Genomic DNA, 26,391 nt, shown 5'->3' with positions numbered 1-26,391 from the left:
GGGTGCTTATTGGTCTAATTGAATGCCAAATGTACTAGTCAGATCGCTTTTTAAGCACTTAAATCAAAAAGATAAAATTTATTGTTGACCAGATAAATTAATCCGTTAAAGTACGCCTCGTTCTCACGGCAAAGGTCGCTGAGACAGATGGTGTCTAACCCATCGCATGATTGCGTTGCCCTGGTGGTGGAATTGGTAGACACAAGGGATTTAAAATCCCTCGGCGTTCGCGCTGTGCCGGTTCAAGTCCGGCCCGGGGCACCATCAAAATCTTTGGTGACAGAGATACAAAATCAGAAAGGCGCCTTGGCAGAGTGGCTATGCAGCGGATTGCAAATCCGTGGACCTCGGTTCGACTCCGGGAGGCGCCTCCACTATTTCGAAAGCCAGTCTTAAATGACTGGCTTTTTTCGTTTTTAGTCCACCTTTTCGTAACCCTTCGCGCTTTCCTAAAGTCTCCCATGTTTTGATCACCATTCAATATTTTTAACGCGCTAATCATTGATTTTATAAATGTTAGACAACTCAATAATTGTATAGTGTGATTGGTGATAGTTTCTCTTCGATTGTAATCCGAACTTTTTGTATTACAGGCAGCAACCTAGCTAGCGTCATAGTTAGTATCGCTTGGTGCGTATATGCAGAAAGGAGGATTCTAGTCCTTCACGTGAGAGAAAAATAATGAAAACATTCAACCTTAAACCTACACTTTTACCCTTAACTTTGCTGCTCAGTTCGCCTGTAATGGCGGCACAAAATGGCACCATGATGCAGTACTTCCATTGGTATGTGCCAAATGACGGTGCACTCTGGACACAAGTTGAAAACAACGCGCCGGCACTATCGGACAACGGCTTCACCGCGTTATGGCTACCGCCCGCCTATAAAGGTGCTGGTGGCAGCAACGACGTCGGTTATGGCGTTTACGATATGTATGACTTGGGGGAGTTTGATCAAAAAGGATCGGTGCGAACCAAGTATGGCACCAAAGATCAGTACCTAAGCGCCATCAATGCTGCCCATAAAAACAATATCCAGATTTATGGTGATGTAGTGTTTAACCACCGTGGCGGTGCGGATGGTAAATCCTGGGTCGACACCAAGCGAGTCGATTGGAACAACCGAAATATTGAACTTGGTGATAAATGGATTGAAGCGTGGGTAGAGTTTGATTTCCCTGGGCGCAACGATAAGTACTCAAACTTTCATTGGACGTGGTACCACTTTGATGGCGTGGACTGGGACGATGCTGGCGAAGAAAAAGCTATCTTCAAATTCAAAGGTGAGGGTAAGGCATGGGATTGGGAAGTGAGCTCGGAAAAAGGCAACTACGATTACCTTATGTACGCTGATCTAGACATGGATCACCCTGAAGTTAAGAAAGAACTTAAAGACTGGGGTGAGTGGTATATCAACATGACTGGTGTTGATGGGTTTAGAATGGACGCGGTGAAGCACATCAAATATCAATACCTGCAAGAATGGATTGATCACCTACGTTGGAAAACAGGGAAAGAACTATTCACGGTCGGAGAGTACTGGAACTACGATGTGAATCAGCTGCATAACTTTATCACCAAAACCTCTGGCAGCATGTCTTTGTTTGATGCACCGTTACATATGAACTTTTATAATGCGTCTAAATCGGGTGGTAGCTACGATATGCGTCAAATCATGGATGGTACGCTGATGAAGGACAATCCAGTCAAAGCGGTTACCTTAGTAGAAAACCATGACACTCAGCCTTTGCAGGCGTTGGAATCAACCGTTGATTGGTGGTTCAAGCCGCTCGCTTACGCGTTTATCTTATTGCGTGAAGAAGGTTATCCATCCGTGTTTTATGCAGATTACTACGGCGCGCAGTACAGTGATAAAGGGCATGACATCAATATGGTCAAAGTACCTTACATTGAAGAGCTAGTAACACTGCGTAAAGATTATGCGTATGGCAAACAACATTCTTATCTCGACCACTGGGATGTAATTGGTTGGACTCGAGAAGGTGATGCAGAGCATCCACATTCAATGGCCGTGATCATGAGCGATGGACCAGGCGGCTCGAAGTGGATGTATACGGGTAAACCAAGTGCTCGCTACGTAGACAAGTTGGGTATCCGAACTGAAGAAGTTTGGACTGATGCGAATGGTTGGGCTGAGTTCCCAGTAAACGGCGGATCTGTCTCGGTTTGGGTTGGCGTTGAATAATCCATTCCTGTGATTTTGATACAGAGTAGGCAATTCTTGATAAAACTTTTCAATGAATCAATGTGTTATTTGATATTCATTCAACAAATGAGTAACTTATATTTGAGCATAATCTAGAGGAAGATAAAGAATGGAATCTATTGCTGATGTATTGGTTGTGGCTATTGTGTTCGGTGCCATATTTGGGGGCGGGATAATAAAGTTAATCTTGAACCATCGTAAAGAAGTAAGAGCGTTGGAGATATCTGAACGTAATACGATGAGCCGAGAAGAACAAGATAACCTTAACAAGCAAATTGGTGACTTGAAGCGACGTGTTGAAGTGTTAGAGCGAATTGTCACAGATAACAAATATCAACTTGAAAAAGAAATTGCCTCTCTGTAGATCACCACTTAATCGTAAAGCCGGCGAAGTCCGGCTTTTTCGTGTCTGTACGTCATACCTTTCGGATGTTTAACTCAGCGTTCATCAAAAAAGTCTTTGTCGCGAATGTATTTACTCATAAAGTGATAAGAGAACGGTCGCATTAGCCAACTAAATAAGGAGCGCCCAAGCCGTATGAGCGTTGGGGTGTTCTCGTATATTCTCCCGTTATATAACCATAGCATTTTGCCTACATGCCAATACAAAAAAGGTACGGGCGGCATAAAGGTCACGATGTCGATGTCGCAACAAATCCTGTATGTTTTGTGCCCCAAACGGTAGCGTTTCTTAAACGTCCAATCCCCGACAGCGGGCTGTCCGAAAGTGACCACGCGTTTAATGCTTTTTGGGTATTTTTTGTCAATATAGTCAGCAAAAACACTGCCAATCGCGCCACCTGAAGAGTGGCCAGTAATAGTGATTCTTTTCCCCCTGAGAATAAGTGGTACAACGATACCTTCGAGGCGTTCGATCACGGTCAACCCTAACCGATCTTCATTTCGGCTCGGTAAACTTTCTTGGAACAACAGATGATAGAAACCCGCGTGAATGCGATAGTTTAGTCCCAACCTTCGACAGCTTCTCGTCCACATCGCGAAGTTCAACAACCAATCACTGATACTGTGTGAGCCTTTAATCACTACGACCACTTCACTCTGTTTTTTACTCCAGAGCACGCGAATCATAATCTTACCGTGTTCATTTCTAATGACTCGTTGCCCATTAGGATCGAACCCGTATTGAGTTTGCCTGAAGACGCGAGGGTAGGCGAGATTACAAAGCACCGCATAGCGCTCGTATTGGTATCGTTTTAATGGTTTCACGTTAACTTTCTTAGTGGAGCCTAACGGTTGACTGTAATTAATGAATATTAAAAATACGTGAACCTTGATTTAAGGTCGGTAGAGATTCTGTGTATTGGTATCGCGAATGAAAGACTCAAACTGGCTTAAATGCGTCAAGATGGTTTGGCGAGAGAGTTCATGATGTTCGCTAAGTACGTTAATTAGCTTTTTCAAAGCCTTACGATCTTGTTTATTGAGATTTGCTGTCTCTTTGAGTTGTGCGAAAAATTCAATTTGACTTGAAGTGTCGTTAAAGTCACCGAGCTTGTCTTGCAATAGTTTTAGTTGTTTCACGTTGTTTTTGTGCTGTTGGGAAGGATAGAGCGTGGAAAATCCTTCTAACAAATAACGCAGCGCTTTGCACTTTATCCGCATCGAATGAATCACACTGTCACGACTTTTGTCCGAGATCTTGCGTCGTGCTTTATCAACTTTTTTAAATTGATCGGAGATTTTTTGGCTTGCGAAGAGTAACGCAGGTACGTTGCTATCCACTCGTTCGTGTTGCGTACTTCGCAGCAGACTATTCCTGACCAAAGTGCAGTGCGTTGTGTATTCTTCTGTAGCTAGCCAACGCGTAACTTTTGCCTGTTCGTAAGCACGTTCGGCTTCGATAAAGCCAAAAAGCTGCTCAAGAGACGATTTGTGGTTTGGGAGCATTTCAATGTATTGTTTTTTGCCCAAGATAAATACGTCCAGATCACGCAGCTTATTTGTTTTCTTCATCATTGTTTTTAAATGAGGTTTCAAAATACGCTGCTCAAAAGGAGGGATCAGTTCGCGAAGTAGTAAGCATAGTGAGCGTATGCGCCTTAGTGTGACGCGATACTGGTGTGTATATTCAGGATCCAAGTCTTCGATGACTCCCAGCTCCAGAGAGCGTGCATAATCAAATTCACTAAGGAAGAAGTAAGGCACTACGAAGTCGAGTTCGGAGTCGGCATGTAAGGGTAAGTGAAATGATGGTTTCTTATGAATGGTCATGATTGTCCTCCAAAAAGCTTAAACTTAGTGTAGAGGCTGATTTTTTGTACGACTAATAGTGGCTTATATAAATTTGATCTTAAAACAATAACTAGTTATTAAATAACATTTATTCTCTCCATTCTAAATTATTTAAAATGACGTCATAATCTTTGTGACTTCATTGACTTATAATTACTCTTTTACAATACTTTTTATCAACTCGAAAGAAATTGCTGTCTTATCGGAGTGTGAATGGTCATTTATAATTTATTAGTTTTTGAATTCGGTGGTACCTTGTAGCTTGTTGTTATTACTGATGGTTTCTGTGTTAGATATTCATTTATAGGCTTATTTCACCATTGACGCCTCAGCAAATCTTTTGATAGAGAAAAGTAAAGTTAAATCTTTATATTTGTTCTGTTTCATATTGAGGACGTGAGATGTTTATACAAACAGTAAGATTCATCATACCATTAGTGCTACTGCAATTTTTAACCGGTTGTCAGTCAGATGATAATGATAATCTAAAATTAGAAGTTGAGTTGTTAAAGGAAGAGATAAGTGAATTAACAAAAGAAATGGGGGTGATACAAAATGAAGTTAAAGAAATTAAAGACTTAGCATTTAATCCACCGAAAAAAGAACCTCCGACTTTGCCAAACCAACTTAACTTTTCCGAAGGTGGTAGACTTCCAATTCTTGGGAATAAAGAAGCAAAAATTGCTATCGTTGAATTTTCTGACTTTCAATGTCCTTATTGTAAGCGATTTACGGATAATGCTTTTAAACAGATAAAGGAAAATTATATCGATAACGGAAAGGTGCAATATATAGCGCGAGATTTTCCTTTAAGTTTTCATGCCAAAGCCAAGGGGGCTGCGATCGCGGCTGCATGTAGTCTTAAGCAAAACTCCTATTGGACTATGCGAGAAATGCTGTTTAACAACGCTAAAGATTTAGGGGAGGAGTTCTATCAAAAAGCAGCGATAGACTTATCTTTAAACATTGAAGAGTTCAATAAATGTATGGAAGATCAATCTGTTGCTGACAAGATTGAGCAAGATATGACGCTAGGAAAATCCTTAGGTATTCGCGGCACACCAACTTTTTTAATTGGTCGGGTAGAAAATGATCAACTTGTAGAACCGCAAATCGTGGTAGGTGCACAGGGCTATGCGGTGTTTGAATCACTATTAGAGGGGTTATCAAATAGTGATAAAAAAGAATAATGATTTTCATATTGAATAAAAGGCAACTAATGTTAGTTGCCTTTTATTTTATCTAAACTAATTTGTTGATTTAGAGATTATCTCTCGATATTTGATATTAAGTGTCGAGATTTATAGATGTTGTGGTGAATTGAAACGGCATGCATATTTTTTTATTAAATCATCGATTATTAATAGTTGTTTTGTTTGTGTTAGTTTTTTGTTGTTTAAAATAAAGTTCTTATTTTTCATATAGTAATTTTTGAATTATATAAAAATATTAAATTAATATTAGTCTGGGCTCATATTAGTGGTGAGAGTTTACTTGTAAGATAAATTTTCTTATATATTCATGATTTGAATAATAATGTTTGATATTGTGATGAAAATTAATTTTTTTGGTTGAAATTTAATCGCCGTGTTTGTAGGATTTTACCCACAAAAACCAACCTATGCTTAAATACTGAAGAAAAAGAGGTAAATTAATTGCATACGAATAAATGATTTATCTTGTGTGACTAACGCAAGTTTAACTTAAATAGTAAATAACTAATTTATGATTTTTATTTTGCTTTTTGATTGTTTAAAAGGCAATGCCTTTTATTGAATAATTATTAGATGTCTTTTGGTTTTAATTATAGCTTATTTTATTGATTTTAACGTTTATAAGCGTTTGAAATTAAATTAAATTTATACGTTTAGGCTAGTTATTTTTTTTCGCTCGCTAATCATCAATCGTTCGACATGATTTCGGACTTATGCTGTGTGAAAAATTAGAACCAAAGATAAAACCACATAAGAAATTAAGTATGTTTAATACCCATTTTAATATTGTTACTTCCAATACATTTAAACTTTCAACAACGGCTCTTATCAGCCTCTTATCTCTGACATTCAACGCAACGGCGCAGTCACAAGACATCCCGCATGAGCATTTGATTCAACAAGAAAAATCGGTTTCACCTACTGCCAAGGAGAAGCGCCAGCAGGCTCAAGATAATACTAGCGTGCTAAAGCAGACGATGATTAATTATCATGGTGCATCGGCGAAAAACAAACATCACTATTTAGAGCAAATGATTTCTCTTGCTCACGATCGTCAAGTATTAATTTCCGAGTTGTTTCAGTCAGACCCTAGCACGGTAGCGCAGGTTGCTCTGACTGCAAAAGCTCGCAAAGGTATGCCTGAAAAAGTGCAAGCTTTGTTAGAGCAGGAGCAAACGCTAGAAGGCGAACTGGAGGTTTTCTATGAAGATTATGAAGATCACAGCAAGAGCCGTCTTCGATATGTACTGCAAACCTCTGAGGGCTCTGTTGAGGTTTATGGTTCTTCTAAATCACAAATCAACCCAATTCCATCTGGTGCTAAAGTTCGCGCTAGCGGTTGGAAGTTTGATGATCAAAACGCGTTAGTTTTGGAAGAGTCTCAGCAAGGTCTTCTTGTATTGGCTGATGGAGATACAGATGCCGCATCAACCAGTACTTCACCTTTCACTTTGTCCAATACTTTAGGTGAACAGTCGACACTAGTGATGTTAGTGAATTTTCTGGATGATGTACAAGAACCATGGACTGTTGAAGAAGTAACTGATCTAGTATTTGGCTCGGTGAATGATTTCTATAAAGAAAATTCAAATAATCAGACATGGTTTACTGGAGACGTTCTAGGCTATTACACGCTGCCTATGAACTCAGTATGTAATACTGCGCAAATTTATACTGCGGCTAAAGAAGCTGCTACAGCTGACAGCGTAGACATCGATACCTATGATCGAGTGGTTTTCGTTTTTCCTAAAATTGCTGATTGTGGGTGGACAGGAAAAGGTACAGTGGGTGGGACACCGTCGAGAACTTGGATCAATGGTTCTATGACACTAAGAACTGTAGCCCACGAACTTGGCCATAACCTTGGATTGCATCATGCGAAAAAGCTTGAATGTGGTGTTGAGGTGATTAGTGGTGATTGTTACACAGTTGAATACGGTGATAGTTTGGAGATCATGGGAGCTCCGGGCTTTACCGGACATTTCAGTGCTTTCAACAAAGACAGTCTAGGGTGGTTTTCTTCTGAGCCATCATCAATTGCAGGTAAAATTATTGAAGTAAATTCTGATGGTAGTTACATACTTGAGCCTTATGAGTCCGTTCCTGAGGGGGAAGCCAAAGCAATAAAGATTCAGCGAGGTGTGGACTCTTCAACAGGAAAGAAACTTTGGTACTACCTAGAGTATCGGCAGCCTAAAGGTTTTGACAGCTATCTTGCGAGTTATTCGGATCTTACGTCTGGTGTAACAATGCGCCTAAGTACAGAGTCCGATATGAACAGTAGCCAACTTATTGATTTAACCCCGGCTAGCCAAATAACTGACTGGAACGATTCTGCTTTGGCTGTTGGAAAAAGTTATACAGATATAGAGGCTGGGTTAACCATTACCACCGAGTGGGCCGACAATACCGGAGCAAGTGTCCATATCAGCTTTACGCAGCCAACATGCCATAAAAATGCTCCCACTGTTGCCGTTTCTCCTAGCCAAAATACCATAGCGGAGTCGGGGAGCACGCTCGGTTATAGTGTTACAGTCACTAATAATGACGCAGAAGGTTGCGATACCTCAGAGTTTGACGTTGAAGCTTCGGTACCAAGTGGGTGGAGTGCCACCTCATCTAAGCTAAGTTTAGCGCCAGGAGACAGTGAGAGTGTGGTCATTGATGTGACTTCTGACTTAACGGCGACGGATGGTAGTTACTCGATGCTATTTAGCGTAATAAACAGTATTGATACTGATTACTACACAAATACAGAAGCAAATTTTGATATCAAAACGCCAGTGGACGTCTGTTCACGTGGAACGCCTTTGTTGGTGTTATCTGCAAATCAAACGGGGGAGTTTGAACCGGGCAGTACTGCTAGTTACACAGCAACTCTGACCAACCAAGATAGTGCAACTTGTGATTCGAGTACATTTACCCTATCAGCGAGTGTACCAAGTGGGTGGACTGCTAATAGCGGTGGTATTACTTTGAGCCCTAGTGAAACTCAATCATTCACAATGAATGTTACGTCAAGCGCAGAAGCAACAGATGGAACATACGATATCGCCATTAACGCTCAGCATTCAGCAGATACGAGCCTGAATATTAGCAAAAAGGTGAGCTTCGGAATCTCAGTTCCAGTCCAGGTGAATAGCGCACCAGTTGCCCAGACAGATCGAGTGGAAGTAAGTTCAAAAGACTCAGTAAGTATTAATGTGCTCGCAAATGATAGCGATCCTGAAGGGGATAAACTAACGATAACATCTGTAACTCAGGGTTCGAAAGGAGCGGTACGAATGACGTCAGATGGTCAGTTAATATATACGCCAGCTAAGAACTTTAAAGGAAGTGATAGTTTCAGTTATACCATCAGTGATGGCGATCTTACTGCGTCAGCGCTAGTGTATATTAGTATGGCGAGCACTTCAGGCTCTAATACCAATAAAGGAAAGGGTAGAAAATAATTTTTCTGTAAACAAGGCTCAGTAAGATTAAAAGGTGCAATGTGTTAAATCATTGCACCTTTTTTAACTAAGGTAAGCCGATAACTTTATTTACCTCATCATCATTAGTTAGGGCGCCAATACGGCTTGTGCGTTGACAACAATCACTGGCTCTACTGCTGGCCCACCATCTTCATCTGCTACTGAGATTACCAATAAGCCTCCAGAGCCTGCAGACCTAAATAGGTTATCTACAGAAGCATCCGGTGTGAGCAAATCAACACTAAATGTACAGTTCATGCTACCGTTCGCTGCGATAGAGAATGGGAACGCAACTGGACAATTACTTGCGGTAATCAAGTAATGTGTATTACCTTGACCAGCTTCTATTGGAGTGCCCGCAATACTAAGAGCATTTAAATTAACCGCTTCATAGCTAGAGGCGTTCTCAATGTTAAGGCTCAATGTTAATGACAGAGCGAAATTCAAGTTGATATCAGCTGGTTCATTGATAAATGCAACTTTACCGTTATCGGTATCTGTGACGATTTCAGGAATGAAATCATCGGTTTCACCTGTTACTTCCGCTGTGTTCATATGTGGCATGTCTGGTTCACCCGATAGGAAAGTCGTAACAGTACAGAATCGACTTTCTCCAGGAGCTAAGATATCACCATAGAAGTTACAATTGCCTTGGAAGCTTCCTGCATCGAATAACACACCAAGTTTGTCATCCGTCATTTCTGTGAGAGTGATACTGTCTACAGGGGACGTATTGGTAATAGTAAACGTGAAGTCTACATTATCACCAGACTCGGTTACAGAATATGGTGGCTCGTCTAAAGCGTTAGGAGTTTTGACCAAATCAATAGCACCAGGGCTGTTACTAAAGGACACACTCGCTTGACCAGAGTCTTCATCCGAGTCGTTTTCGTTATCAAAAGCGATAGCAGTAACGTTGTTCACAAATGCAGGATCACCCACATTACCTGCAACATTTCGTGTATAGCTAAATTGACAAGACTCACCGATTCCAAGCATTGCTCCCAAGCACGTTGCTGCTTCAGTTGCGATGTTGTATTGGTCATCTGTTATAGATGTGATCTCTACCTCGTCAACCGACGAATTGTTGGTGATAACAACAGTGTATTCGACAGGTTCACCAGCAAGACTTTCGACAACGGTTGTTGGATTAGCTGATTTAGTAACAGAAATTTCAGGAGATACATTCGTGAGTTTTACGATGATCTCATTACTACAGTTTGGATTTGGCGTACCAGCGGTACTCGCGACGGTACAAGTGTTGTCTCCGACAGGTTCGTCATATTCATCGACGATAGTGGAACGAACATAGTTTTCAAACGATTCGTCAGTAGGGATATCTGGTAAGTCGTCGTCACTAATAGCAATTTTGAATGTACACTCTAAACCAACCGCTTCTGGCGGAATCTCATAAGGAAGCACGATGTTTTCACAAGCGTTGGCTAGCTCACTTGACATTAATGTGTAGTGACCTTTCGTCATGCCAATATCATTACCGCCACCTACACTGTTTAGCAAGAATGTTTGTGAATCAGAGTTAGTGCTAGAGGATATTTCATCTTCGATTTTAGTCACGAAAACGCTGTTACCAGTACTTTCAGCTGGGACGATTTTAATTGTGTAGATAAATTCGTCGCCAGGTTCTGTTCCCGCCATTTTATTAACCGATTTGGTGGAAACGGGTGGATCTGGTTGAATAAAAATTGGAATGTTGTAATTGTCGTCACAATTACATTTTGATGGAGCGCCAGGGTAGGCATCATTACCATCTTCACAGACTTCATTTTTACCAGGTTGGCGCCAGCTAACACAGTTTGGTAGGTTGAGTTGACCATCTCCGTCAGTATCTTCACACAGCGTGGTTACCTCGGCAGAATGGATAACGACTTGTGCTTGTTGTACGTCAAAACAAGCGTCACCATCGGTGTCGTTCGAGTTCTGAGAGTATTCATCGCTCAAAGTATAGATGTTACAGCTACCATTAAGTGCATTCGGTCCTCCTTCGTTCTGGAAGTAAAGTCCGATGTCATAACGATCACTTGCAGTTGATACAACTTCAAAGTCAGCGGTAAACGTTACGGTTTGTTGAGCTACACAGACCGTCGTTCCTGGGTCTACCGGATTACCACCGATTGCAGTAACTTCGATATTTGTAGCTTCTGCGATATTGATATCATTAGCGGTACAATTCAAATTCTTACCATATTGATCCTCCATACAAATACTTTGTATACCAGGGTCTTGCGCGAATGCGGTTTGCCCATAAAATGCCGCGGCACCTATTAACATGGCGCTAAGCAGCCTTTTATGTCGGCTATTTATTAAATGTTCCATCATCTACCTTCTTTTCTTCTTGAAAGTTGATAAAAGGGCGATGTGAATACCCAATGATGCCAACACTGGACTTCGGCATCATTGAGTACACGAACTGCTGTGCCCCTAGTCCTAAGACAATTACTCCAAAGTGGATAACTAGAAACTGTGCTTTTGGAGCGGTTGTCGGTGACCATAAGAGAGCAAAAATCAAACCAAGCTTAACTGTTTGATTTTTATTGTTTTTGTTTTTTGACAAGTGTCTTTAAAATACACATTGTGAACAGAGTGTTAACTTGTTCGCATTCGCATGGAAGACAGAAAACGAGAATTAAATTTAATATCAATAAGTTACAAGGAGGCAGAAGAACATACCTTTAGTATGTGTTTCTAGTTTACAAGTGAACACTTTGTCGGTATTCGATGCTAAAGGGTATGCTGAATAAATACGGAATACTGTTATTTAAGAATCTGGTGGAAGGATGGCCAATTAGATGTTTATCGAAAGGATTATTCTGAGAAGCTACATGGATATAATTAGGATAATAGATCTACAATTTGAAGGTTATTTACTCTTTCGGACTGTTTCTTAACCATATGAATCAAAAAGATAAAATTTATTGTTGACCTAATAAATTAATCCGTTAAAGTACGCCTCGTTCTCACGGCAAAGGTCGATGAGACAGATGGTGTCTAACCCATCGCATGATTGCGTTGCCCTGGTGGTGGAATTGGTAGACACAAGGGATTTAAAATCCCTCGGCGTTCGCGCTGTGCCGGTTCAAGTCCGGCCCGGGGCACCATCAAAATCTTTGGTGACAGAGATACAAAATCAGAAAGGCGCCTTGGCAGAGTGGCTATGCAGCGGATTGCAAATCCGTGGACCTCGGTTCGACTCCGGGAGGCGCCTCCAATATTTATAAAAAAACCGGCTTATAGCCGGTTTTTTTATATTTGGCATTTCAAACCATTCCAATACATATCTAAATAGTAGTTGTGTATAAACTACAGACCTAAATTAATTATTATATCTAACTTAGTTATATTTCTCTCTATATAATTATAGTTAACTTAGTCTAATACTGAATTTAATTTTGATATTTATCTCCTTTTAAATATATTTTTCTTGATTTATTAGTGTGCTCTGTACTTCGGTTTAACCTTTTAATAAATATGAGTATAGGTGAGTATTGTGATGTTTCATTGTTTTTATTTGACTTAAATTTAACAATAGAATGAGTTAGTGTGGTTCAGGGAATGATGAATAATATTAACATTATGTGCCGTTATTAAGTTAATGACTTTAAAGCTTATAACTTTTGTTGTGTATTTTATTTATTTTGGTTTTCACCTCTATTCTACTGATATTTAAAGAATTAATTTTTGCGGTTAAACTTAATTGCTAAATTTATTTTATAATATAAATGTTGTTTATATAAAATTGTTTTTATATTCAATTAAATATTTGATAGGTAAGATAAATTTTTTGTTTATGCTCTTTATTTAAGTTGTTCGTCTTTGTGGTTGAATTTTGACCATTTGTTTTGTTATGATTCTCGCGAATATATTTTTGTTTATTATTCATTTATGAACATATTCATGTTAAATGAGGACATGCCTGGATTAGTAGGCTAGGACATTTTATTGTCTAAATTTTATATTATTTACATTATGTATTTTCATTGAAAAATGAATTATTTACTATTCTAAATTAGGTGAAGCAGTGATAAAAAATATTAAAATAAATAGAAAAACTCTAAATAAAGGGTTGTCATTTTTATTGGTAATATTATCTTTTCTACAGAGTACCCACTACGCCAATGCAACAGCAAATACGACGGGACAACAAAATACACTAGTTATGTTGCTGAATTTCAAAGAGAACCCGAATGAGCAACCGTTGAGCAAGGCCGAAGCAAATCATTTAGTATTTGATACTGTGGATGATTTTTATCGCGAGAATTCTTTTGGCCAGACTTGGTTTTCTGGTCAAGTTGTGGGTTGGTATACACTGCCTGTTTCAAACCAGATATGTGACTTAAGCGCCGTGCGCGAAGCGGCAGATCAGAAAGCTATTTCATCAGGTATAGACTTGGGCCAGTATGATCGTATCGTTTATATGATGACGAAAACGGCGTGCAGCATTGCTGGCTCAGCGACGATGCAGGGTAAGCCGTCACGAGCTTGGATTAATGGCAACTTTTCCGCAATGAACATTGCTCATGAATTGGGACATAATCTTGGAATGCGTCACTCGGGTGCACTTGACTGTGGTGACCAACCTATCTCAGATCACTGTACAAGACGTGAATATGGTGACAGCTATGATGTGATGGGGGGCTCTAATGGTTATATCAATACTTTCCAGAGAGAGCAGCTAGGTTGGTTAGAAGGTAGTCATGCTGCTAAAACAATTGAAGTTACTCAAAGTGGCACTTATGTAATTGCAAACTACGAAACACAAAGTAGCGCTCCTGTAACCATCAAGGTACCACGTGGTATTGATCCGACTACGGGGAAGAAAAGCTGGTTTTATATTGAGTATCGCCAATCAGTTGGCTACGACAGTTTTTTAGATGCACGCTCTTACATTTTTTATCGTGGCGATGTAACGGACGGCATTGTCATTCGCTCAGCACTAGAAGGTGATGAACGCAGTAGCAATCTGCTTCATTTTAAAATGGGCTCTGAATATTATGCCATTACTGGCTCAAACGACTGGTACGATCCAGCCATGCCAGTTGGTGATAGTTATACTGATCCGCTTTCTGGAGCGACGATCAACTTAAATAGCGCAAATGGTACTCAGGCTGAGGTGACGGTAACGCTAAGTGGTTCTGAGCCTGGTGGTGGCATGGGTAACTGCACTATTAACGCACCGAGTATAACGGCTCAAGCGATTACGAAAAACTCAGTTCTGGCAGGTGAAGATGTGCAGTATCAGGTGAGCATAACAAACAATGACTCTATAGATTGCGGAACTTCTACCTTTAATATCAATACCGTGGTACCGATTGGTTGGCAAGCTAGTGACAATCAGTTAACACTGGCTTCTGGTGAGTCCGGACAAGCAGTAGTCGTTGTGACCTCAGCAACAGAAACTGAAGCAAAAAATTACTCACTATCTATTCAAACTCAGCACTCAGCTGATCTATCTTATGATGCTGCAACATCAGTAATGTATGCTGTGATGGCAGATGAATTGACAAAGCCTGAACTGGCTGCTGTTGATGATACCGTTATCTTGAATGAAAAAAAGTCTGTTCTAATAGATGTGTTGGTAAACGATATTATTGATGCGCAAGCTTCGGCCTCAGTCGTCTCATTTACAGAGCCTAATAAAGGCAGTGTCGAACTATTGTCAGATGGTTCTTTGCGCTACACACCAAGCCGAAGGTTCAAGAATAATGATAGCTTTAGTTATACCATTAGCGATGGTAATAGTCGCTCAACGGCCGATGTGTTGATAAAGCTACAGTCGGATGGTGGTGATAACAGCAAGCCAGGTAAAGGAAAAAACAAGTAGCAGAATCACATAAAAATGCCTGACTCTTTGAGTCAGGCATTTTCCTATTTCTAATAATTAGAAACGCATTTTATAGGTTAAGGTCCGATGCGGGCGCAGGGCACATCTCGAGATCTACACATTGAGGACACAAGGTACATTCTGCCTCAGCAGGCATAACTGGTGCTAGATCGCCAAACACAGGAACACCCGTTGCAGTTACCATATCTTTAAAGGCACCTACATAAAATCCCGGAGTACCTTCACCCAATTCGTCTTCTCCTGGAACAGGAACGTAGCTACCTGAATATGGAGCACATGCCCCTATAGTTCCCATAGGGGTTAAGGTACCGATAAATTGAGGATCAGCGTCTTTATCGTCAGTCACAAATACGTTATTTATGGTTACTTCGGATGTGTTACAGACTTCACCACTGTAATTCACTTGTAGTCCGTAATGTCCATAGTCGTTAAGCACTACGAGCACGTCACAATCTTTTTCAAGTGATAATGAACCGATAAGGTTTTGTTCAGGACAATCCCAACTTGCCGTGTCTTGAGTTGCCACTTCGCCACCTACTTCAGTTGCAGCTTTAGCACTAGCATGGTTCAGGATACCATTCTGGTTAATAACAAAACTGCCATTAATAACCTGTGAGTCGTCCAGATCGAGCATACCTATATTGGTTGTGTGGCTACCTAAACCATCTATATCTTCTGCGGTATCATCAGTGACGACAATATCGTATAGCGGCACGGTTCCTGAGTTTGTTACGGTTAACTTGTAATTGAATCGCAATGAATCACCACCAACAACTTCGCCAAATGTACATTCTTTAACAAGAGTAATTTCTGGTTCTCCTGGTGTGTAACAGAATGACACATGGCTCAGACCGTAGTAGTTACCATTTTTAGGATTAACGGGAGAGTGTAAGTTTCCGTCGGAATAAGTTATTACACCACCGTCACTATAATATTCGTAGAAATTACCATTTGGTCCGCCTTTAACAAAGATAGAGTGGACAATACCTCCGCTGCTTGACCAATCAAATGTCTTATCTGGTTGAACATCGATAGTAACGCTTAATTCCCCATCGCCGAGCACACCATCGCCCAATTGATCTCCATCTATGCGATACTCCACGAGCCCTTCAACATTGCCCATAAGATCCGAACAAGTTGGATTGCCCTCTACAAACATAGGGTGTACCCCATTGTCTGTAGGTTCACCAGGGTCGTTAGCTAACGCATTTTGCGTGCTTAAAACAAAGCTTAGAACAACTAGTAATAAAGCCAATAGTTTTGCCTTGGTTATGTTGGCACAACTCAATACGTTTGTGATCCAACATGAATTAATATTGCTTTCCATAAAACCTCCGTTGAGCCTGGGGGGTACTGCTTACCAAAACTCGTTGTTAGTTTGTTATTTGTTGTGGAACGTCAACTTCGGGTGAAAATAAAAGCACAGAGCATGCCATTAGATAACTATTTGTATTTGCATTATTTTTGTGATTTTTGATGATAAAATTGTGTCAGCGCTTTTTACAGTTTTATGCAGGCGTATTTTTGATTTCAGTTAACTCTATGATTGGGAAGATTTAAGTTCGAAGTAAAAATGTCCACAGCAATGTTACACAGTGTTCAGCAGTGTTACACATGAGGGTTATGGCTCCCTTAATCTCCACTGCCACAATTCACAAAGTGAATAGCTTTAGTCGGTTGGGCCCGGAATTCGTATGCGCTACTGAGTTGCAAAGTATGGTGAGTCTAATAGAGAGGTAGATGACAGTGTATATGATAGGTCGAAATTTTAGTTGGTTTGAAGGGGGCTTTAGAGTGTTTTTCAAGGTGGATAACTCTCCTGGTGCAAAGTCTTAAATGGAGGCCTTTGCACCGGGACTACTGAGGGTTAGCGGTTTAGTGCACCACAACGCTCAGGCTGGTAGGTGATATCGACAATTTCAATTGTCTTCACTTGATTATTTGGCATTGGCCAGTCAAGTTTTTGACCAACAGACAAACCGATCAGTGCGCTGCCTACGGGCGCAAAAATAGAGATATCATCACTGCTTTTCAGTTCAGAAGGGTAAACCAGTGTCTTTGTCATGGTTCTATCTTCACCTGAAAATTTAAACTCTACAGTCGAGTTCATCGTGACCACGTTATCTGGCATTTGTTCTGGCTCAAGAACTGTTGCTCGGTCGAGCTCTGCTTCTAATTCCACAAGCTCCGCTGCGATGTTTGGCATTTTATCCAACAAAGCCGTGATTCGGTTCATATCTAAGCTTGAGATGTAGATAGAATTGTTTTCTGACATTTTATGACTCCCAAATAAAAGGCCGCCTCACAAAAATGGGACGGCACTCTATATGTCAATTACGGTATCAATCATATGGACGCTATTCCATATGAACTAAACCTGATTTTAGTCTTTATAGTGCGACTTAGCTAGTAAAAAATTTTTGTTGTGAAGCTTGATTTTTCTAAATCTTTCAATCACTTCAGATATTGTTCTCTGATCACCTTGAAACGGTGAAGTCAAGTGAGTGCGTCGTTTAGAAGCAAAACAGGATTTATCGTAGGTGTGCTCGGTTTCGATGGTCAGCCTAACTTCATAAAAGCAAAACGGTATAGTCCGTTGCTAGCATGGCTTCGGTTATCTCAGTTTGTTAAAACTACCAATATCCGTTAATAAATTACTTTTTATTTCGCAATAGTCAGATAAATACGTTCATCTACCCCTTTAGGGTAGTTTGAAATTGTAATTGATTTACATCATGTATTAATTTTCTTTCACAATTAACAATGAGCTCAGTGATAAGAACCTAACCCTTAGGAATTATAATGAGCAAGTTGAAGCTAGTAGTCATCGGTAACGGTATGGTAGGGCACCGTTATATTGAAGACTTAGTCGAGAAAGCTGATATGTCTAATATAGACATTACGGTTTTCTGTGAAGAACCTCGTGTCGCATACGACCGTGTGCACCTTTCCTCTTACTTTTCTCACCATACTGCAGATGAACTTTCTTTAGTAAAAGAAGGCTTCTACGAGAAACACGGTATTAACATGCTGATCGGCGAACGCGCGATTAACATCAACCGTGAAAACCGCATTGTTTACTCAAGCACTGGCCGTGAAGTTCAATACGACAAGCTGATTCTTGCTACTGGCTCATTCCCATTTGTTCCACCTATCAAAGGTCACGAAAGCAAAGACTGTTTTGTTTACCGTACTATCGAAGATCTTAAAGCGATCGAAGCGTGTGCGAAGAAGAGCAAATCAGGCGTTGTTGTCGGTGGTGGTCTGCTAGGCCTTGAAGCAGCAGGCGCACTGAAAGCACTGGGTGTAGAAACGCACGTTGTTGAGTTCGCGCCAAAACTAATGGCTGAGCAACTTGACCTGGCTGGTGGTAACCAGCTTCGTCAAAAGATCGAGCGTATGGGCGTGAACGTTCACACCAGCAAAAATACGCTTGAGATTGCGCCAGAAGGCACAAACGCACGCAACGTTATGCGTTTTGCTGACGGTTCAGAACTAGAAACAGACTTCATCGTATTCTCTGCAGGTATTCGTCCACAAGACAAACTAGCACGCCAAATGGAGCTAGAAGTGGCACCTCGTGGCGGTGTTGCTATCAACGATCATTGTCAGACTTCTGATGAGAACATCTACGCGATTGGTGAGTGTGCGTCTTGGAACGAAATGTTCTACGGCCTTGTTGCTCCTGGCTACAAGATGGCGACAGTTGCCGTTGATCACCTACTAGGTAACACAGAAAGCAAATTCGAAGGCGCTGACATGTCTGCGAAGCTGAAACTTCTAGGTGTAAAAGTAGGTTCAATCGGTGACGCGAACGGTCGTACTGAAGGTTGTAAGAGTTACGTTTACCAGAACGAAGAACAAGAAGTCTACAAACGTCTTATCGTTTCTAAAGACAACAAGAAACTGCTTGGCGCGGTTATGGTTGGCGATACGTCTGACTACGGCGATCTGCTTCAACTTATGTTGAACGAAATCGACCTACCAGAACACCCAGATGCGTTGATCCTTCCTGCGCACGCAGGCGCTGAGAAACCAGCACTAGGTGCAGACGCTCTACCAGAAAGCGCAGTGATCTGTTCATGTTTCGACGTGACAAAAGGCAAGATCGCCCAAGCGGTTGCTGATGGTCACCACACATTGGGTGACATCAAAGCGGTGACTGGCGCAGGTACAGGCTGTGGTGGTTGTATTCCTCTAGTGACGTCTGTTCTAAATGCTGAGCTTGCTAAATCTGGTATCGAAGTGAAGAACGACGTGTGTGAGCACTTTGCATACTCACGCCAAGAGTTGTTCCACCTAATCCGTATCGAAGAGATCAAAACGTTTGATGAGCTTCTAGAGAAATACGGTAAAGGTTACGGCTGTGAAGTTTGTAAACCACTGGCTGGTTCTATCTTGGCTTCTTGCTGGGGTGAGCACATTCTTAAGCCACAACTGGTTAAGCTGCACGACACGAACGATAACTTCCTAGGTAACATCCAAAAAGACGGTACTTACTCTGTTATCCCACGTATGGCGGGTGGTGAAGTAACACCTCAAGCACTGGGTGCGTTAGCGAACGTTGCAGCAGAATACAACCTATACACCAAAGTAACCGGTGCTCAACGTATTGGTCTGTTTGGTGCTCAAAAAGACGATCTTCCAGAGATCTGGCGCAAGCTTATCGACGCTGGTTTCGAAACAGGTCAAGCGTACGCAAAAGCCCTTCGTATGGCGAAGACCTGTGTTGGCTCAACGTGGTGTCGTTACGGCGTTCAAGATTCTGTTGGTCTGGGTTCTTACATCGAGAACCGTTACAAAGGCATTCGTACACCTCATAAGATGAAGTTCGGTGTTTCTGGCTGTACTCGTGAGTGTGCGGAAGCACAAGGTAAAGACCTTGGTATTATCGCGACTGACGCAGGTTGGAACATGTACGTATGTGGTAACGGTGGTATGAAACCTCGTCACGCAGACCTACTTGCAAGTGACCTAGATAAAGAAACACTAATCAAGTACATCGACCGCTTCATGATGTTCTACATCCGTACTGCTGCGCCACTACAACGCACATCAGTTTGGATGGAAAACATGGAAGGTGGCGTTGACTACCTACGCGAAGTGATTGTTGAAGACAAACTTGGCATCAACACTCAACTAGAAGCTGATGTAGCGAAGCTTGTAGACGAGTACGAGTGTGAGTGGACTGCGACCATCAACGACGAATCACAACTGACTCGTTTCGCGCACTTCATCAACTCTGACAAGCGCGATGACAACGTTGTGTTTGTACAAGAGCGTGAACAGCACCGCCCAGCAACCTTCACGGAAAAGCACCCTGAAGCGAAAGGCGACATCCTACACGTAGCGATCACTGAAGCATAAGGGAAGGTTGATTATGTCATTTGAAAAGATTTGCCAAATCAGCGACATCGTACCGGGCACAGGTGTTTGTGCACTGGTTGATGGTCAGCAAGTTGCGGTATTCCGCCCAACACAAGCAGAAGAAGTGCTGGCGATCAGCAACACAGACCCGTTCTTCCAATCAAACGTGCTTTCTCGCGGTTTGATCTGTGAGCACCAAGGCGAGCTTTGGGTGGCTAGCCCACTTAAGAAGCAACGCTTTAACCTGACAACAGGTGCGTGCATGGAAGACGAGCGTTTTAGCGTGAAAGCGTACAAAACCCGCGTAACCAACGGCGAAGTAGAAATCTCTGCGTAAGCTTGGTTTTCATTCCCTCCTCTTAGGGGGAGGGAATGAACTGAAACCTAGATTCAATAGACAAAGGCTTTCCAAGCATCATCTCAGGGGAACAGGGAAGCGAGGTGTTGTAGACAGCGTTCAGGTGTCAACGGGAAGCCTTTCTCTATTCAATCTTTAACTTTTTAACTTTCAATTTTGGATAAGGACACATTCATGTCTACTGATTTTAAGCCTGCAGAATTCGTGCAAACCATGATCAATGTTGGTGAAGCGAAAACCAATACAAGCACGCGAGACCTTCTGCTTCGCGGTACGATGGCTGGCGTTATTCTTTCGCTTGCGGTGGTGGTTGCTATTACCGCGATTGTACAAACGGGTATCGGTCTTGTAGGAGCACTTGTTTTCCCCGTTGGTTTCGTAATTCTAAGTGTGATGGGGTATGACCTAGTAACCGGTGTTTTTGGTCTAGCGCCTCTGGCTAAGTTTGCTAACCGTCCGGGCATCACTTGGGGTCGTATCTTCCGTTGTTGGGGTCTTGTAGGCTTGGGTAACCTTATCGGTTCTCTGATCGTTGCTTACCTAGTGGCTATCTCTCTAACAGGTAACTTCTCTCTAGAACTGAACGCAGTAGCGAAGAAATTTGTGGCTGTTTCTACCGCGCGTAGCCTTGGTTTTGAAAACATGGGTATGGACGGATGGATCACGTGTTTCGTACGCGGCATCTTCTGTAACCTAATGGTATGTCTAGGCGTTATCGGCAACATGACAGCACGTTCAGTATCTGGTCGCGTAGCAATGATGTGGTTCCCAATCTTCATCTTCTTCGCTCTAGTATTCGAGCACACAGTAGTAAACATGTTCCTATTCCCACTAGGTATGATTCTAGGTGCGGATTTTGGTATCGCGACTTGGTTGAACTTCAACCTTATCCCAACCATCCTAGGTAACATTGTTGGTGGTCTAGTAATGACTTGTATTCCACTGTACCTAACTCACGCAAAAACAGCGCCTTCTATCAACGTAGTTGAAGAAGAAGTAAAAACAGAGCCTGCAATCGCAAAATAAACCGCTTTTATCTGGCCCTACCTATGGTAGGTAGGGCTGTTCAACTCATTTAACTTTCGATAAGTATTGTATTGATTTAGCTATAAAAAGTAATAACTCCTTGGAGTGATTTTAACCTTGAGTTAATGACTTGAGTGTTACTTTTTATGTCCAAATTTTCGATAGGCGTTGATATGACAACTGTTAACTCATCTTTAAACAGCGGCTTTGTTTCTCTTGTTGGTGCAGGTCCTGGTGACCCTGATTTACTCACAGTAAAAGGCTTAAAAGCCATTCAAGCGGCTGAAGTTGTGGTGTACGACCGATTGGTATCAAAAGAGATTCTTGAGTTGGCGCATGCATCAGCAGAGATGATTTATGTTGGGAAAAAGCTCGATTTTCACTGCGTGCCTCAAGATCAAATCAACCAAATCTTGGTGCAAAAAGCGCAAGAAGGTAAACGCGTTGTACGTCTAAAAGGCGGCGATTCATTTATCTTTGGTCGTGGCGGTGAAGAGCTAGAAGAGCTAGCAGAATTCGGCATCAAATACGAAGTGGTTCCGGGTATCACAGCTGCTGCGGGTGCAACGGCTTACGCAGGTATTCCATTAACGCATCGTGACCACGCGCAAAGCGTTCAGTTCATTACTGGTCACGTACAAAAAGATGGCCGTGAGATTGAATGGCATTCACTAGCGCAATCCAACAACACACTTGTGTTCTATATGGGGTTGAAGCAAAGCGGCCATATTATGGATAAGCTGATCACTCATGGGTTAGATCCTGAGATGTCATGCGCCATTATTGAAAACGGTACGCGCCCAGAGCAGCGCGTGTTCCAAGGAAATTTGAACGAGCTATCGATCATGGCAGAGCAAGCCGTGAGCCCAGCATTGATTGTGGTTGGCAGCGTGACTCAACTTCACAACAAGTTGGATTGGTTCGCAACGTAATACAGCCCAGAAGTGACTATATTTTACAGGGGCTTTGTTGCCTCTGCATTTCTTGCTTACGCATAGGCATTTGATCAATGAGGTTGTTGATAAACGGCCAGTCTGTTTCTGCGCCCCAGCGGTGTTTTTCTAGACCATCTTTACCAAGCAAAATAGCGGTATGAGAGCCTTTTTCGACCTCATAAAGACGAGCTAGCATTTTTAGGTCGAACTCTTCTTTAAGCCAAGCAGGAAAAGTATAACCTTGTTCTGTAATGACCAGCGTGACGACATCTCTGTCTTCCAACTCACACTCATTCATAAGTGTTTCTAGCAAGAATTGTTTGACGTATTCATCATTTTCTGGCGCAAAGTAGAGCACACTTCTATGTGGCCAGTATTTGGAGTGCGCTGGATAACCAAATGCTGTCGATGACAAGATACAAGAAAGCAGTATCACTAGTAACTTTCCACCCATGACAGTTCCCCTAGAAACCCAAATAACTTTTTATACGTTAAGTTTAGTGGAATTGGCTCATTGTGCTTTTTCCAAAACTGGCATAGGGTAGGCAGCAAATAAATTGAGCGTAGAAATAGATGAGTTCGGAAAGCAAACAAAAAATCGCCATTTTGGTTGATGTACAGAATGTGTATTACACCTGTCGCGAAGCGTATCGAAGCAATTTTGATTACAACCAGTTTTGGTATGTTGCCACACAAGGGAAAGAGGTGGTAAGTGCTCGTGCTTATGCTATTGCGAGCAATGATCCCAAGCAACGTCAGTTCCACCATATTCTTCGTGGTGTTGGATTTGAGGTGATGCTTAAACCCTACATCCAGCGTCGTGATGGCAGCTCGAAAGGCGATTGGGATGTGGGTATTACTCTCGATGCAATTGAAATTGCTCCCGAAGTTGAGGAAGTGATTCTAGTTTCGGGAGATGGAGACTTTAGTCTGCTAGTAGAGAGAATTCAGCAGCGCTTCAATAAAACGGTGACCGTTTATGGTGTACCTAAACTTACATCTCAAACTCTGATTGATTGTGCCGACAATTTTGTCGCGATTGATGACGATTTCTTGCTGTAGTTAATAGTGCAATAAAGAAAGGCGAGTCACTCAGGCTATACGAAAACGTACAATGACTCGCCTCTAATTTATCGTTGATTTGGCTAGTTACGAAGGAATGATCATTTGCCCTAGCAAGTAACCCAAGCAACACGCACCAATCACGCCGATTAAGCCCACAGACATGAATGAGTGGTTGAAGTACCACTTACCAATCTTAGTTGTGCCCGAGGTATCGAAGTTCACAGTCGCGATATCTGAAGGGTAGTTTGGAATAAAGAAGTAGCCGTATACCGCTGGCATCAAGCCGATAAGCAGCGCAGGTTCCAAACCTAAGCCGAGACCAACAGGCAGCATCATGCGAGCCGTTGCAGCTTGAGAGTTCACCACAACCGACACAATGAATAACGCAAGCGCGAATGTCCAAGGATAGTTGGTTACCATCTCAACGATGCCAGATTTAAATTGAGGCATAGCGTACTGGAAGTAGGTATCTGACATCCATGCAATACCGAAGATAGCAATCGCCGCCACCATACCAGATTTAAATACCACCCCATTTGGTACGTCACGCGGGTCAGTTTTGGTCGCAAGCAAAATGATACCGCCGAAGCAGAGCATCATCATTTGAATCACAACTGCCATGCTGATTGGCTTCGAGCCATCTACGATGGTACGAATGTCTGGCCACATCGCGATAACGACGATAACCAAGATAGAAGCAATGAACAGCAATACAGAGTTACGAGCACTTGTTGGTAGTACTTCATCAAGAGACGTTGCAGTTGTGTTGAGGATTTTTTCTCTCCACACAGGATCTTTCAAACGCTCTTGGTATTCTTCATCGTCGTCTAGCTCTTTACCACGCTTTAGGCTGTAAAGTGACATCAACAACGTACCGAATAGCGTTGCAGGTACAGTAACGAGCAGAATTGAGAGCAGAGTGATCTCGTGTTGAATATCAGAGAGTTGCGCCAAGTAGTAAACTACGGCCGCTGAAATTGGTGATGCCGTGATTGCGATTTGAGACGCGACAGAAGCGGCAGCCATAGGACGCTCTGGACGAATGCCGTTTTTCAATGCAACGTCGCCAATGATTGGCATAATGGAGTAAACCGCGTGACCTGTACCAAGTAGGAAGGTCATAAAGTAAGTCACGAACGGCGCAATAAGGGTGACGCGTTTTGGGTTCTTACGAAGCACACGCTCGGCAACTTGCAGCATGTATTTCAAACCGCCAGCGGCTTCAAGAATGGAAGCACATGTTACCACCGCTAAAATGATCAACATAACGGTGACAGGAGGAGAGGTTGGCGGCATCTTAAAGATGAAGACTTCAATCACCAAGCCAATTCCGGATACGACCCCAAGGCCTATACCACCATAACGTGAGCCGATATACAGCATCACGAGCAAAAATAGAAACTCAAGATACAACATGTGGATTTCCTTATTCAAAACAGAGGGCTACATAGCCAAATTACCTCTTTGTATTGTCTCGATATTCAGAAAGAAAATACTTCATGTTGTTCACAATCCGCTGGATAAGAAACAGCAATATTCAATTATTGGCAATAACTCACGCTACACAGGGAAACTGTTAACACAGTTTTATCAGGGTGTTTTTATGCTGTGTATTTTTGCGATCATGTGAGCGTTAAATGCGAAGAGGTTTAAGAGTTTGTTGCTATTCATCGCATACGTAACCAGACCTTACAGCTTCACAGAACTCGGAAATACATTCATAACTAACCCTAAGAGTGCTTCTTTGTTATGAAAACGCAAAGGATAATAGTTTGCATTGCGATTGGTGCTTGGGTATAAAGGTGTCAGAATGACTACACCAACAATAAGCCATCATGTCTGAGCAATTTTTCCCGCAACTGTTTCAAACTTCGAGTGAGATTACACCTTATCTACACGGTGATATCGGCGAGATAGCGCAAGAAGCTATCCATATCGAGAATGATATCAACCCGATCATCCAAGGCCTTTACCAGCAAATCTCGGAGGCTCATCCGGAAGCGGGAAAAGCATATTGGTTGACAAGAACGTGGGATTTACTTTGTTGGCAGCCAGTTTATGTCGCATTCATCTCTATTTACGGTTACCACACGTTGCCAAACATTCGCGAGATAGCGCAGCACCTCAAACCTTGTTTTGTTTCTGGGTACCGATTCGCCGACGAAGCGCATATACATGGCGAGCCAGAAGCGTTGATAAAAGAGGCGGGGCGTCAAATCCGAGAACTGTTCGACTTCTATCAACAAGAGATGAGTCAATGGACACGCATTCGTCCTGGCTTCACCCATCAATTGATGTCGGACGGAATCATGGCTTGTTTAATTCGTCTCCAACAGCGCTTTCCGCAAATGACTAACTCGACACTTCAGGAGCATGCGGTCTTGTGGCTAAGCGCAATGGGTTTGGATGTTGATAATAGCCGCTCACTTCATGAGACGGAATCTGATCAGCCGCTAAAGTTAGTAAGAAAAAGTTGTTGTTTAGTCTATAAGTGTGAAGGCAGAAAGCTTTGTGCAGATTGTCCTCGTTTAGAGGAAAATCGACAGCTTATGAGCAAGAAGGTTCTTAATTAACATTTATTTAACTTGTGTAACAGTGCTCGATTTGAGAGTGA

At 42.0% G+C, this 26,391-nt stretch carries 18 protein-coding genes and 4 tRNA genes; 15 read left to right on the top strand and 7 right to left on the bottom strand.

Features of this window, described 5'->3' with window-relative positions:
- The first annotated feature begins 177 nt into the window (after nucleotides 1–177).
- From R7M92_RS19495 to R7M92_RS19480, 4 genes are all read left to right on the top strand, one after another.
- Nucleotides 178–264, top strand: a tRNA-Leu gene (locus tag R7M92_RS19495).
- Nucleotides 265–300: 36 nt separating this feature from the next.
- Nucleotides 301–374, top strand: a tRNA-Cys gene (locus tag R7M92_RS19490).
- A gap of 307 nt (nucleotides 375–681) precedes the next feature.
- Entirely contained in the window at nucleotides 682–2,205 is a 1,524-nt protein-coding gene (amyS, locus tag R7M92_RS19485; RefSeq protein ID WP_151515531.1) for an alpha-amylase, read from the top strand.
- 130 nt (nucleotides 2,206–2,335) lie between these two features.
- Nucleotides 2,336–2,590, top strand: a complete 255-nt coding sequence (locus R7M92_RS19480) for a hypothetical protein (RefSeq protein ID WP_005375990.1) — start codon at nucleotides 2,336–2,338, stop codon at nucleotides 2,588–2,590.
- 74 nt (nucleotides 2,591–2,664) lie between these two features.
- Here the strand turns inward: R7M92_RS19480 and R7M92_RS19475 are convergent, their stop codons facing one another.
- Both R7M92_RS19475 and R7M92_RS19470 read right to left on the bottom strand, forming a co-directional pair.
- The gene (locus tag R7M92_RS19475; protein ID WP_213987041.1) at nucleotides 2,665–3,453 is read right to left on the bottom strand and encodes a lipase family protein; all 789 of its coding nucleotides are present in this window, start codon (nucleotides 3,451–3,453) and stop codon (nucleotides 2,665–2,667) included.
- A gap of 69 nt (nucleotides 3,454–3,522) precedes the next feature.
- On the bottom strand, nucleotides 3,523–4,458 hold the full coding sequence (locus tag R7M92_RS19470; protein WP_262606736.1) for a CHAD domain-containing protein: 936 nt from the start codon (nucleotides 4,456–4,458) through the stop codon (nucleotides 3,523–3,525).
- A 422-nt stretch (nucleotides 4,459–4,880) separates the two neighbouring features.
- Here R7M92_RS19470 and R7M92_RS19465 point away from each other — a divergent pair, with 422 nt between their 5' ends.
- Nucleotides 4,881–5,669 (top strand): DsbA family protein, encoded by a 789-nt coding sequence (locus R7M92_RS19465; protein WP_005389872.1) that lies wholly within the window; start codon nucleotides 4,881–4,883, stop codon nucleotides 5,667–5,669.
- Nucleotides 5,670–6,457: 788 nt separating this feature from the next.
- A complete protein-coding gene (locus R7M92_RS19460) occupies nucleotides 6,458–9,145 on the top strand; it encodes an Ig-like domain-containing protein (RefSeq protein ID WP_318134052.1) in 2,688 nt (895 codons plus the stop codon).
- Nucleotides 9,146–9,253: 108 nt separating this feature from the next.
- Here the strand turns inward: R7M92_RS19460 and R7M92_RS19455 are convergent, their stop codons facing one another.
- The gene (locus R7M92_RS19455; protein ID WP_318134051.1) at nucleotides 9,254–11,503 is read right to left on the bottom strand and encodes a hypothetical protein; all 2,250 of its coding nucleotides are present in this window, start codon (nucleotides 11,501–11,503) and stop codon (nucleotides 9,254–9,256) included.
- Between the two features lie 692 nt (nucleotides 11,504–12,195).
- Here R7M92_RS19455 and R7M92_RS19450 point away from each other — a divergent pair.
- The 3 genes from R7M92_RS19450 to R7M92_RS19440 all read left to right on the top strand — a co-directional run bounded on the left by R7M92_RS19450 (nucleotide 12,196) and on the right by R7M92_RS19440 (nucleotide 15,005).
- Nucleotides 12,196–12,282, top strand: a tRNA-Leu gene (locus R7M92_RS19450).
- Between the two features lie 36 nt (nucleotides 12,283–12,318).
- A tRNA-Cys gene (locus tag R7M92_RS19445) sits at nucleotides 12,319–12,392 on the top strand.
- Nucleotides 12,393–13,340: 948 nt separating this feature from the next.
- Nucleotides 13,341–15,005: an Ig-like domain-containing protein gene (locus R7M92_RS19440; RefSeq protein ID WP_225495851.1), complete on the top strand. Its 1,665-nt coding sequence runs from the start codon at nucleotides 13,341–13,343 to the stop codon at nucleotides 15,003–15,005.
- A 70-nt stretch (nucleotides 15,006–15,075) separates the two neighbouring features.
- On the opposite strand, the gene R7M92_RS19435 is transcribed toward R7M92_RS19440, so the two are convergent.
- On the bottom strand, nucleotides 15,076–16,353 hold the full coding sequence (locus tag R7M92_RS19435) for a hypothetical protein (RefSeq protein ID WP_005390212.1): 1,278 nt from the start codon (nucleotides 16,351–16,353) through the stop codon (nucleotides 15,076–15,078).
- Nucleotides 16,354–16,893: 540 nt separating this feature from the next.
- Nucleotides 16,894–17,301 carry a nucleoside diphosphate kinase regulator gene (gene rnk, locus R7M92_RS19430; RefSeq protein ID WP_005390213.1) on the bottom strand — a complete coding sequence of 136 codons (408 nt, stop codon included), beginning with the start codon at nucleotides 17,299–17,301 and terminating at the stop codon, nucleotides 16,894–16,896.
- Between the two features lie 527 nt (nucleotides 17,302–17,828).
- Here rnk and nirB point away from each other — a divergent pair.
- The 4 genes from nirB (at nucleotide 17,829) to cobA (ending at nucleotide 22,709) form a co-directional block, all read left to right on the top strand.
- Complete coding sequence (gene nirB / locus R7M92_RS19425) at nucleotides 17,829–20,393, top strand: nitrite reductase large subunit NirB (RefSeq protein ID WP_318134049.1); 2,565 nt, start codon at nucleotides 17,829–17,831, stop codon at nucleotides 20,391–20,393.
- A gap of 13 nt (nucleotides 20,394–20,406) precedes the next feature.
- On the top strand, nucleotides 20,407–20,730 hold the full coding sequence (nirD, locus tag R7M92_RS19420) for a nitrite reductase small subunit NirD (protein WP_005387969.1): 324 nt from the start codon (nucleotides 20,407–20,409) through the stop codon (nucleotides 20,728–20,730).
- Between the two features lie 195 nt (nucleotides 20,731–20,925).
- Entirely contained in the window at nucleotides 20,926–21,777 is an 852-nt protein-coding gene (locus R7M92_RS19415; RefSeq protein ID WP_033907034.1) for a formate/nitrite transporter family protein, read from the top strand.
- 173 nt (nucleotides 21,778–21,950) lie between these two features.
- Nucleotides 21,951–22,709 (top strand): uroporphyrinogen-III C-methyltransferase, encoded by a 759-nt coding sequence (gene cobA / locus R7M92_RS19410; RefSeq protein WP_167416015.1) that lies wholly within the window; start codon nucleotides 21,951–21,953, stop codon nucleotides 22,707–22,709.
- A 16-nt stretch (nucleotides 22,710–22,725) separates the two neighbouring features.
- Here cobA and R7M92_RS19405 read toward each other — a convergent pair whose 3' ends face one another.
- Nucleotides 22,726–23,166, bottom strand: a complete 441-nt coding sequence (locus tag R7M92_RS19405) for a DUF4174 domain-containing protein (RefSeq protein WP_005376058.1) — start codon at nucleotides 23,164–23,166, stop codon at nucleotides 22,726–22,728.
- A 119-nt stretch (nucleotides 23,167–23,285) separates the two neighbouring features.
- Between R7M92_RS19405 and R7M92_RS19400 the strand changes: the two genes are divergently transcribed.
- Entirely contained in the window at nucleotides 23,286–23,774 is a 489-nt protein-coding gene (locus tag R7M92_RS19400) for an NYN domain-containing protein (RefSeq protein ID WP_005387978.1), read from the top strand.
- An 87-nt stretch (nucleotides 23,775–23,861) separates the two neighbouring features.
- On the opposite strand, the gene R7M92_RS19395 is transcribed toward R7M92_RS19400, so the two are convergent.
- Nucleotides 23,862–25,193, bottom strand: coding sequence for an anaerobic C4-dicarboxylate transporter (locus R7M92_RS19395; RefSeq protein ID WP_005376060.1), 1,332 nt, complete (start codon nucleotides 25,191–25,193; stop codon nucleotides 23,862–23,864).
- A gap of 419 nt (nucleotides 25,194–25,612) precedes the next feature.
- Here R7M92_RS19395 and R7M92_RS19390 point away from each other — a divergent pair, with 419 nt between their 5' ends.
- Nucleotides 25,613–26,350 (top strand): siderophore ferric iron reductase, encoded by a 738-nt coding sequence (locus tag R7M92_RS19390; protein ID WP_258460754.1) that lies wholly within the window; start codon nucleotides 25,613–25,615, stop codon nucleotides 26,348–26,350.
- Nucleotides 26,351–26,391 lie beyond the last annotated feature (41 nt).

This window comes from Vibrio sp. Vb2880 (assembly GCF_033337975.1).
Classification (GTDB): domain Bacteria; phylum Pseudomonadota; class Gammaproteobacteria; order Enterobacterales; family Vibrionaceae; genus Vibrio; species Vibrio alginolyticus.
The sequence above is the reverse complement of the archived record's forward strand: the minus strand, read 5'-3'. Positions and strand labels throughout refer to the sequence as shown.

Bases quoted from the DNA above. Each gene is read 5' to 3' on its own strand.
- R7M92_RS19435 (WP_005390212.1), bottom strand. From the start codon at position 16,353: ATGGAAAGCAATATTAATTCATGTTGGATCACAAACGTATTGAGTTGT.
- nirB (WP_318134049.1), top strand. From the start codon at position 17,829: ATGAGCAAGTTGAAGCTAGTAGTCATCGGTAACGGTATGGTAGGGCAC.
- R7M92_RS19455 (WP_318134051.1), bottom strand. From the start codon at position 11,503: ATGATGGAACATTTAATAAATAGCCGACATAAAAGGCTGCTTAGCGCC.
- R7M92_RS19400 (WP_005387978.1), top strand. From the start codon at position 23,286: ATGAGTTCGGAAAGCAAACAAAAAATCGCCATTTTGGTTGATGTACAG.
- cobA (WP_167416015.1), top strand. From the start codon at position 21,951: ATGACAACTGTTAACTCATCTTTAAACAGCGGCTTTGTTTCTCTTGTT.
- nirD (WP_005387969.1), top strand. From the start codon at position 20,407: ATGTCATTTGAAAAGATTTGCCAAATCAGCGACATCGTACCGGGCACA.
- amyS (WP_151515531.1), top strand. From the start codon at position 682: ATGAAAACATTCAACCTTAAACCTACACTTTTACCCTTAACTTTGCTG.
- R7M92_RS19415 (WP_033907034.1), top strand. From the start codon at position 20,926: ATGTCTACTGATTTTAAGCCTGCAGAATTCGTGCAAACCATGATCAAT.
- rnk (WP_005390213.1), bottom strand. From the start codon at position 17,301: ATGTCAGAAAACAATTCTATCTACATCTCAAGCTTAGATATGAACCGA.
- R7M92_RS19390 (WP_258460754.1), top strand. From the start codon at position 25,613: ATGTCTGAGCAATTTTTCCCGCAACTGTTTCAAACTTCGAGTGAGATT.
- R7M92_RS19470 (WP_262606736.1), bottom strand. From the start codon at position 4,458: ATGACCATTCATAAGAAACCATCATTTCACTTACCCTTACATGCCGAC.
- R7M92_RS19460 (WP_318134052.1), top strand. From the start codon at position 6,458: ATGTTTAATACCCATTTTAATATTGTTACTTCCAATACATTTAAACTT.
- R7M92_RS19395 (WP_005376060.1), bottom strand. From the start codon at position 25,193: ATGTTGTATCTTGAGTTTCTATTTTTGCTCGTGATGCTGTATATCGGC.
- R7M92_RS19440 (WP_225495851.1), top strand. From the start codon at position 13,341: ATGTTGCTGAATTTCAAAGAGAACCCGAATGAGCAACCGTTGAGCAAG.
- R7M92_RS19480 (WP_005375990.1), top strand. From the start codon at position 2,336: ATGGAATCTATTGCTGATGTATTGGTTGTGGCTATTGTGTTCGGTGCC.
- R7M92_RS19465 (WP_005389872.1), top strand. From the start codon at position 4,881: ATGTTTATACAAACAGTAAGATTCATCATACCATTAGTGCTACTGCAA.
- R7M92_RS19405 (WP_005376058.1), bottom strand. From the start codon at position 23,166: ATGGGTGGAAAGTTACTAGTGATACTGCTTTCTTGTATCTTGTCATCG.